At 58.4% G+C, this 5,320-nt stretch carries 5 protein-coding genes; 1 reads left to right on the top strand and 4 read right to left on the bottom strand.

The window, feature by feature from the left end:
* Nucleotides 1-70 precede the first annotated feature (70 nt).
* The 4 genes from AB7F49_RS37960 to AB7F49_RS37945 all read right to left on the bottom strand — a co-directional run bounded on the left by AB7F49_RS37960 (nt 71) and on the right by AB7F49_RS37945 (nt 4,988).
* A complete protein-coding gene (locus AB7F49_RS37960) occupies nt 71-289 on the bottom strand; it encodes an NAD(P)-binding protein (protein ID WP_428532750.1) in 219 nt (72 codons plus the stop codon).
* 177 nt (nt 290-466) lie between these two features.
* Entirely contained in the window at nt 467-1,609 is a 1,143-nt protein-coding gene (locus AB7F49_RS37955; RefSeq protein WP_428532747.1) for an acyl-CoA dehydrogenase family protein, read from the bottom strand.
* Between the two features lie 21 nt (nt 1,610-1,630).
* Entirely contained in the window at nt 1,631-3,691 is a 2,061-nt protein-coding gene (locus AB7F49_RS37950) for a 3-hydroxyacyl-CoA dehydrogenase NAD-binding domain-containing protein (protein ID WP_428532744.1), read from the bottom strand.
* Between the two features lie 88 nt (nt 3,692-3,779).
* Complete coding sequence (locus AB7F49_RS37945; RefSeq protein ID WP_428532753.1) at nt 3,780-4,988, bottom strand: acetyl-CoA C-acetyltransferase; 1,209 nt, start codon at nt 4,986-4,988, stop codon at nt 3,780-3,782.
* 133 nt (nt 4,989-5,121) lie between these two features.
* Between AB7F49_RS37945 and AB7F49_RS37940 the strand changes: the two genes are divergently transcribed.
* A partial coding sequence (locus AB7F49_RS37940) for a 3-hydroxyacyl-CoA dehydrogenase NAD-binding domain-containing protein (RefSeq protein WP_428532741.1) occupies nt 5,122-5,320 on the top strand: 199 nt, incomplete at its 3' end.

Genomic DNA, 5,320 nt, shown 5'->3' with positions numbered 1-5,320 from the left:
TGACTTTGCCGTTCAAATAGAAAGCGGTGGCTGGCTCCGGAAAGCGAAGATTTAAGGGAGCGCCGACATGTCAGAATGTCTCCTCAAATACGCCGCCGACTTCAAGTGCGATCGCACCGGTATTGACTTTGAATCCTTCGATTTCTTCGGTCGTCGCGCGTCCGCCGAGGCGCGAATTCTCGTCAACGACTAATGTTCTCAGACCCGCATGGGAAAGACGTGCTGCCGCGCAGAGACCTCCAGCACCCGCACCGATAACGACTGCGTCCGCTCTCGTTGGCGTGGACATCTGACCTCCGCGGCGGCGGCCCATTCGCTGGACCGCATAAGTCGGCTGAGGCACCGATCTTCATTTCTTTTATATTATAATCCGTCCGACCGTTCAATTAATTTATCGGCAAGACGCCTTTCGGATGCAATATCAGCCACTTATGATGGAACTCATGCAGAGAACGACGCCTCCGCATTACAGCGTACGCGCGATCAGCTCTTTCATGATCTCGTTCGTGCCGCCATAGATGCGTTGGGCCCGCGCATCGATGTATGCCCGGGCCACCGCAAAATCGGACATGTAGCCGTAACCGCCATGCAGTTGGACACATTGGTCCACGACCTTGCACTGCAAATCCGTTGTCCAGTATTTCGCCATCGCGGCAGTTGCGACGTCGAGCTCGCGGTTCAACGCGAGTTCAATGCAGCGATCGGCAAATACGCGAGCGATCTCGATCTCGGCACTCATCTCCGCGAGCTTGAAGCGAGTGTTTTGAAAGTCCGCGACCCGCTGTCCGAAAGCTTCGCGCTCCTTTGTATAGCGGATTGTCGCTTGCAGCACCCCCGCGGCAGCAGCCACTGCGGCCACCGCAATCTGCAAGCGCTCCCATGGCAGCTCCCGCATCATCATCGCGAAACCCTGGCCTTCATCACCCAACAGGTTGGCAACGGGCACACGCACGGCATCGAAAAACAGCTCCGATGTATCCGACGACTTTAGGCCGATCTTGTTCAGATTGCGACCTCTTGCAAACCCATTGCGGGTTGCTTCGACGACGATCAGGCTAATCCCTTTCGCCCTCAATTCAGGATCTGTCTTGCAGGCAACAATGATGAGATCAGCATTCTGTCCGTTGCTGATGAAAACTTTCTGGCCGCTGACGATGTATGTGTCGCCTTCCCTGGCCGCGGTTGTCCGAAGCGCTTGGAGGTCCGAACCGCCGCCAGGCTCGGACATTGCGAGAGCGCCAACCATTTCGCCAGATGCCATTCGTGGGAGCCAGACTTCTTTCTGCGTGGTCGTCCCGTAATGAAGGATATAAGGCGCGACAATCTCCGAATGCATCGCAAAGGACAAGGCTGGCCCAAGCAGTCCCAGCGAACACAACTCCTCGGCAATGACAACGGAATAGAGCTTATCGGCACCCGCTCCACCATAAGCTTCCGGTACTGTGGGACACAGGAAGCCCGCCTCTCCCAGCTTGGTCCAAATCTCTCGCGGGATTCGTCCCGACTCCTCCCATTCCGGGTGCGAAGGCGCAAGCTCGTGCTCGAAAAACTTTCGTGCCTGATCACGAAACTGCTCGTGTTCCGACTTGAACAGCGTTCTGGCGATCATAGTGGTAACGCATGCGACCGCTTAGGCCGCAAACACGCGCTCCCCGTGCGTTGCGCGGTCACGGAGGAATCTTGGCGGCGCGAACCTCGCACCGTGGCGCTGGGCCAAGCGGTCACATTCTTCGACGAAACGCTCGACGCCAACCGTGTCGATCTGGCTGACGACGCCACCATAGGCGGCCGGAAACCCCCAGCCCAGAATTGATCCTACATCGGCTGCGCTGGAATCGACGATTTTTTCTTCCAGGCACCGCGCCGCCTCAATCGACTGGATGTACATCAGCCGCTTGCGCACTTCTTCCGCCTGCGGTTGCTCCCGCGCAAGCGGGAAATGTTCAGCAAGTCCGGGCCAGAGCTTCTTCGTTCCGTCAGCCGCATAATCATAAAAACCCTGACCGCTCTTACGACCGAGCCTACAAAGCTCCTTGACCATCTTGATCAGGACCGGATCTTGCGGTTGCGGCGCATATTCCTTGCCAAGGTCGATCTCGGTCTGACGAAACACGCTATACATGAGTTCAATCGACACTTCGTCCATGAGCGCAAGCGGCGGCACCGGCATTCCACTCATGCGTCCGACATTTTCGATCAGCGCTGCCGAGACGCCTTCGCCAAGCATTGCCATTCCCTCATAGACATAGGTCCCGAATACGCGACTGGTGTAGAAGGCACGGCCATCGTTGACGATAATGGGTGTCTTGCGGATACGCTTCACGTAGTCCATCGCACGAGCGATGGTCGTTTCGCTCGTGAGGCCGCCCCTGATCACCTCGACCAGCGGCATGCGCTCGACAGGCGAGAAGAAATGGAGGCCAACGAAGTTGGCCGGACGGATCGAGTTCTCCGCAAGCCCTGTAATCGGAAGCGTCGACGTATTGGTCGCAAAAATTGCCGAGGAATCGAGAACCGCTTCGGCACGCTTCGTAACGTCCGCCTTGACGCGGCGATTCTCGAAGACGGCTTCGACGACGATCTCGCATCCTCGAAGATCAGCATAGTCGGCCGTTGCGAGAATGCGGGCCAAGACTTGTTCCCGTTCCGTCGCGCGGATTCGTCCCTGCTTCTCGTGCTTTTCCAGCAGCGCGGCCGAATAGGATTTTCCCTTTTCAGCAGCTTCTTTCGATATGTCGAGCAGGACGGTCTGCAAACCCGCCTGCGCCGAGGCATAGGCGATGCCAGCTCCCATCATACCGGCGCCGAGCACCCCGACTTTGACGTATTTCTGAACAGGTATGTCCGTCGGGCGGCTGACCAGCTTGTTCGCATCGCCGATCGCATAGAAGAGCGTGCGGATCATGTTCTGAGCCTGCGGCGAGACGGCAAGCTTCGCAAATTGGCGCGCTTCAATCTTCAGCCCGGTGTCGATATCGACATGGCACCCGTCATAAACACTGGAAAGGATCGCGGCCGGCGCAGGGTACAGGTTGGCGGTTTTTCCGATGACCGCCGCTTCAATAGCGCTGAACAAATGCCACGACCCCGGACTCTGCACCGCCCCGCCGGGCATGCGAAAATCCTTCTTGTCCCAAGGTTTCACGATGTGATCGGCCGCCTCCGCCAGCAGCCATTGCTTCGCGCTCGCGATGAGAGCCTCCGGAGCAACAATTTCGTCAATGAGACCGACATCGCGCGCCTTGCTCACGCCAAGCTTTTTTCCCTCCAGCAGCAGGGGGAGTGCATTTTTCAGCCCGATCATCCGCGGCAACCGCTGCGTCCCGCCGGCCCCCGGCAACAGGCCGAGCGTGACTTCCGGCAAGCCCAGTTGTGTTTTCGCGTTATCGGCGGCGATGCGACGGTGGCAGGCTAGACAGATTTCAAAGCCGCCCCCGAGCGCTGTCCCATTGATGGCCGCGACGAAAGGTTTGCCGGATTTCTCGATCTCCCGGAATAGCCGGGACAGTCGGCCGGTAATTTGCATGGCTTGCCGCGGATCGGAGATTCCGCGAAGCTGTTCAAGGTCAGCGCCGACCACAAACTCCGGCCGTGTGGAGGTGATGATCACACCCTTCACATCCGCACTGACGATAGCCAGCCGGACCAACTCTTCGAAGCGCGCTATCGAGGCGTCATTCAGAACATTCATTGGCTTGTCGACGACGTTCCAAGCCAATAAAGCAATCCCGCGCTCGTCGCTGCTGTAATCAATCACACGACTGCTCCCTATGACCGCATTAGACCCGCTCGATGATCATGGCGGTCCCCATTCCTCCGCCCACACAGAGCGTGACTACACCCGTCGACAAGTCGCGTCTTTCGAGCTCATCGAGAAGCGTTCCGAGCAGCATGGCACCGGACGCTCCGAGCGGGTGACCCAGTGCGATTGCGCCGCCGTTTACGTTGACCCGCTCAGGATCGATTTCCAGCGCATCGATGAAGCGTAAGACCACGCTGGCGAACGCCTCGTTGCATTCGAACAGATCGATATCGCTTGCGGTCATTCCAGTACGCCGAAGGGCCTTCTCGACGGCCGGCGACGGGCCGGTCAACATGATCGTCGGCTCGGTTCCAGTTGAAGCGAAAGCTACGATGCGTGCGCGCGGCTGAAGTCCGGCAGAAATGCCTGCCTCCTTGCTGCCAATCAGAATCGCGGCTGCGCCATCGACGATGCCGGAAGAATTTCCGGCATGATGAACATATTGAATGCGCTCCACCTCCGGATACCGCTGGAGCGCTACTGCCTCGAAGCCGAGCTTCTCTCCGTGCTGAACAAACGACGGTTCGAGCGTCGCAAGGGTTTGCATTGTGGTCTCCGGTCGCAGATGCTCGTCGCGATCAAGGATGACAATGCCATTGTCGTCCACCACAGGAACGATGGATTTCATGAAGTGGCCGTTGTCCCAAGCGTGCGCGGCACGGCGCTGGCTTTTCACCGCGTAGCCGTCTACGTCGGTGCGCGTGTAACCGTATTTCGTGGCGATCAGGTCCGCGGAGATCCCCTGGGGAACGAAACGGTGGGGGAGCGTAAAATACGGGTCTGACACGAGCGCTCCGCCCGACGAGAACATGGAAATGCGCGACATGCTCTCGACCCCGCCGCCCACAGCCATGTCCGATTGCCCGGACATCACCTGCGCCGCAGCCATATTGCATGCTTCAAGCCCGGAGGCGCAGAATCGATTGATCTGAACACCCGGCGTCGATTCGTCATAGCCAGAGACGAGAACCGCCGTGCGCGCAATGTCCGCACCTTGTTCGTTGACCGGATCGGCGACGCCAAGGATAACATCGTCGACCGCTCGCGTATCCAACCGGTTTCGATCCCGTACTGCGCGCAGCGCTGTCTCAGCGAGGCGTAGCGGAGAAACTTCATGCAAAGAACCGGAAGCACGGCCTTTCCCACGTGGCGTCCGCACGGCATCGTAAATGAATGCGTCAGCCATCCCCAACTCTCGCTCTCGGCCGAAGAGCTCCCTGTAAACCGCTGCGCGTGCCGGACTTTTCGGGTTGCGGCGCCACAAACAACGGTCTATTTATAATCCGTACGACCGTTTAAATAATTGACGCATCGGATTCATGTCAAGTTTGGCCGGCGGCTCACAGAATATTGCAGTCATCGGTGCCGGTACGATGGGACGCGGAATAGCCCAGATCGCCGTCGAGGCTGGGCTCAACGTCGTGATGTGCGATGCGAGAGAGGGTGCCTCCTCCGACGCAATCGCCTTCGTCAAGAAAATGCTCGAGCGCCGCGCCGAGAAGGGCAACCTGTCAAGAG

This window comes from Pseudorhodoplanes sp. (genome assembly GCF_050250235.1).
Lineage (GTDB): Bacteria > Pseudomonadota > Alphaproteobacteria > Rhizobiales > Xanthobacteraceae > Pseudorhodoplanes.
Note: the sequence above shows the minus strand (reverse complement) of the source record. Positions and strands in the feature narration are given on the sequence as shown.

What these genes read in the sequence shown, in the direction of transcription:
- AB7F49_RS37960 (WP_428532750.1), bottom strand. Translation starts at nt 289, where the DNA reads ATGTCCACGCCAACGAGAGCGGACGCAGTCGTTATCGGTGCGGGTGCT.
- AB7F49_RS37955 (WP_428532747.1), bottom strand. Translation starts at nt 1,609, where the DNA reads ATGATCGCCAGAACGCTGTTCAAGTCGGAACACGAGCAGTTTCGTGAT.
- AB7F49_RS37950 (WP_428532744.1), bottom strand. Translation starts at nt 3,691, where the DNA reads ATGAATGTTCTGAATGACGCCTCGATAGCGCGCTTCGAAGAGTTGGTC.
- AB7F49_RS37945 (WP_428532753.1), bottom strand. Translation starts at nt 4,988, where the DNA reads ATGGCTGACGCATTCATTTACGATGCCGTGCGGACGCCACGTGGGAAA.